Annotated in this window: 3 protein-coding genes; all 3 read left to right on the top strand. The window is 58.0% G+C overall.

Features of this window, described 5'->3' with window-relative positions; all coding sequences use genetic code 11:
• The first annotated feature begins 184 nt into the window (after positions 1 to 184).
• Genes NW863_RS12535 through kaiC form a run of 3 tightly spaced genes read left to right on the top strand, consistent with a single transcriptional unit; the run spans position 185 to position 3126 of the window.
• Positions 185 to 1192: a circadian clock protein KaiA gene (locus tag NW863_RS12535; protein ID WP_414366760.1), complete on the top strand. Its 1008-nt coding sequence runs from the start codon at positions 185 to 187 to the stop codon at positions 1190 to 1192.
• Between the two features lies 1 nt (position 1193).
• Positions 1194 to 1496: a circadian clock protein KaiB gene (gene kaiB, locus NW863_RS12530; RefSeq protein ID WP_011430723.1), complete on the top strand. Its 303-nt coding sequence runs from the start codon at positions 1194 to 1196 to the stop codon at positions 1494 to 1496.
• A 25-nt stretch (positions 1497 to 1521) separates the two neighbouring features.
• Complete coding sequence (kaiC, locus tag NW863_RS12525; RefSeq protein ID WP_414366758.1) at positions 1522 to 3126, top strand: circadian clock protein KaiC; 1605 nt, start codon at positions 1522 to 1524, stop codon at positions 3124 to 3126.
• Positions 3127 to 3375: the final 249 nt, after the last annotated feature.

Here is a 3375-nt window from a genome sequence, read left to right as displayed (position 1 = left end):
AAGGGAGAGCAACTCAAGTTGCTTGCGAGCTTTTCCGCCCCGCCGTGCAAGGCTACCAAGCTGCCCCGCTGTGTAGGGGCGGCAATGGCCCGTTCTCCTTGAGTCTCTCTGGAGACCAAGGCAGATTCCGGCCAGGTTTAAGAAGATTTAAGATCGAAGGCAGCTCTTATCGTTTTATATCCTGTTGAAGCCCGACACCCACCCACTGCACATCAGCCTTTTGCTCGATTGGGAGCCGCCTGCTGGAGAGCCACTGGCGGCAGAGGCCTTGTTGTCGCCAGAACGCTTTGTGGCTGAGGTCTTCCAGGAGCCGGAAGCCTTTCTGGAGGCTCTGCAAGGGGAGGAAAACCATCCAGACTGCCTAGTGCTGCTGGTGGACGCGACGCGGCTGGACAAGCTGGAGGCGTTGGGCTGTCAGCTTTGCAAACAGGGACTGTTGCTGCCGACAGTGGTGGCCATTGTGTCGGAAGAGCTCAAACCGGAAGGCGGCGCCAGCCGCTCCGGTGAACCATCCTCCCCCCCTGTTCCTCCAGGGGCAAGAGCTCTGCTCAAGCGGGAGCGGTTTTTCTACCACAACGCCACCCTGGTTCGCCTCGTCTCGCCGTCAGAGCTGTTGCCGTCAAAGGGATCCCAGGCCACTCCTTCTGCTTCTCCCTCTCCCTTGGAGCTGCTGATCAACCGAGCCATTGCCCTGTTTCTTCAGATTTCTCCCACCTGCAGCCTGCCTGCAGCAAACCCTTACCCCAAGGATCAGCCCTACCTGCTCTACACGCACCAGCAGCAGCGGCGGCTGGCGGAAAAGCTGCGGGAACGCCTCGGCTACGCCGGCGTGTACTACCATCGGGATCCGGAGCTGTTTTACCGCCACCTGCCCCCCGACGAGCAGCAGGCCCTCATGCGGCGGCTGCGCAACCTTTACCAGGCGATTGTCCTGGAGTATTTTCAGTCCCCTGAGACCGTCAATGCCCGCATCGACGAGCTGGTGGCCCTTGCCTTTTTTGCCGACATCGGCGCTGCCCAACTGTTGGAGCTGCACATGAACCTGATGGAGGATTTTGCCAAACAACTGAAACTGGAGGGCCGCAGCGAAGAGATCCTGCTGGATTACCGCCTCACTCTCATCGACGTGATGGCCCACCTGAGCGAAATGTACCGTCGCTCCATTCCCAAACCTGCCCCAAGGGATCCCTAACATGTCCACTCGCAAAGCCTATGTCCTCAAGCTCTATGTGGCGGGCAATACCCCCAATTCTCTGCGCGCCCTCAGCACCTTGCAAGACATCTTGGAAAAGGAGTTCCGCGGCGTGTACAGCCTGAAGGTGATCGACGTCTTGAAAAATCCGCAACTGGCGGAGGAAGATAAGATCTTGGCGACACCGACCTTGGCCAAAATTCTGCCGCCACCGGTGCGGAAAATTATCGGTGATCTGTCCAACCGCGAGAAAGTGCTCATCGGCCTAGATTTGCTCTACGAAGAATTGGACGAAGAGGCTTAAGACAGGTTTTAGGAGAGAGAGGGGAATGAACCAACCATTGGGGCCTTCTGAGCCAGAAAAGCTGCAAGATAACGCCGCGGAGGGGATCCCATCGAGCTCCTTCCTAGGCGGGTCAGAGCTGCGGGGGATCCCGAAAAAACAGACGGGCATCGAGGGCTTCGAAGACATTAGCCACGGCGGGCTGCCCTTGGGGCGCACCACCCTGGTCAGCGGTACCTCTGGCACCGGCAAAACGCTGTTTGCCCTCCAGTTTCTCTACAACGGCATCGTCAAGTACCAAGAGCCGGGGATCTTCGTCACCTTTGAGGAAACCCCTGCCGACATCATCCGCAACGCCTCCAGCTTCGGCTGGGACCTTCAAGCCCTTATCGACAAAGGCCAGCTCTTTATTCTGGATGCTTCCCCGGATCCAGAGGGATACGAGGTGAGCGGCAACTTCGACCTGTCGGCCCTCATCGAGCGCATTCAATATGCCATCCGCAAATACAAAGCCAAGCGGGTTGCCATCGACTCGGTGACGGCCATCTTTCAGCAATACGACCCTGCCGGCGTGGTGCGGCGGGAGCTGTTCCGCCTGACGGCCCGCCTCAAACAGGCCAATGTCACCACAGTGATGACCACCGAGCGCACCGACGAGTACGGCCCCATTGCCCGCTACGGTGTGGAGGAGTTTGTCTCCGACAACGTGGTGATTCTGCGCAACATTCTGGAGGGGGAAAAGCGGCGGCGCACCATTGAGATCCTGAAACTGCGGGGCACCACCCACATGAAGGGGGAATATCCCTTCACCATCACCAACGAGGGAATCAACATCTTCCCGCTGGGAGCCATGCAACTGACGCAGCGCTCCTCCAATGTGCGCGTCTCCTCCGGCATCGAGAAGCTGGACGAAATGTGCGGCGGCGGCTTCTTCAAAGACTCAATTATCCTGGCCACCGGCGCCACCGGCACGGGCAAAACCTCGCTGGTGAGCAAGTTCCTGGAGCGGGGCTGCCTGGACGGAGAGCGCTGCATCCTCTTTGCCTACGAAGAGTCGCGGGCACAGCTTTCCCGCAATGCCTCTTCTTGGGGCATTGACCTAGAGGAGTTCGAGCGGCAGGGCCTCCTCAAGATTATCTGCGCTTACCCGGAGTCCGCCGGCCTGGAAGACCACCTGCAGAAGATCAAAACCGAGATGATGGCCTTCAAGCCCTCCCGCATGGCCATCGACTCGCTGTCGGCGCTGGCGCGGGGGGTGAGCCAAAATGCTTTCCGGCAGTTTGTTATCGGGGTAACTGGCCTGGCCAAGCAGGAGGAGATCACCGGCTTTTTCACCAATACCACCGACCAGTTCATGGGATCCCATTCCATTACTGAGTCCCACATCTCCACCATCACCGACACAATCATCCTGTTGCAGTATGTGGAGATTCGGGGCGAGATGGCGCGGGCTCTCAACGTGTTTAAAATGCGGGGATCCTGGCACGACAAAGGCATCCGCGAATATTTGATTTCCGATTCGGGCATTCAAATTCGCGATTCCTTCCGTGGCTACGAGCGGATTATCAGTGGATCCCCAACCCGCATCAATGTGGATGAGAAAAACGAGCTGTCTCGAATTGTGCAAAATGTACAATCTCTGGATGATTGAGGGGCCTAGCGGTCGCCAGCTCCTTGCAACCAACCGCCAGCAGATAAGAATCTTAGGGTTGTGAGTCGCTCCGGACTTTTTCGGCTGCTTGACATTCCCCCAACTACAGTCGGGGGATTCTTACGCAGTCCATAGACAAACTCGCAAAGGCGCTGTCAAGACGCCCCTAGAGGGCTCCTTGGAACCCAGTCTCAAGGTTCCGCTTACTTGTTGACTGACAGCACTGTCCGGGTCTTTCACCGGGGTGGG

The organism is Synechococcus sp. B60.1, from assembly GCF_047462555.1.
In the GTDB taxonomy this organism is placed as follows: domain Bacteria; phylum Cyanobacteriota; class Cyanobacteriia; order Thermostichales; family Thermostichaceae; genus Thermostichus.
Note: the sequence above shows the minus strand (reverse complement) of the source record. Positions and strands in the feature narration are given on the sequence as shown.

Coding starts and splice junctions, on each gene's coding strand:
- kaiC (WP_414366758.1), top strand. CDS start 1,522: ATGAACCAACCATTGGGGCCTTCTGAGCCAGAAAAGCTGCAAGATAAC.
- kaiB (WP_011430723.1), top strand. CDS start 1,194: ATGTCCACTCGCAAAGCCTATGTCCTCAAGCTCTATGTGGCGGGCAAT.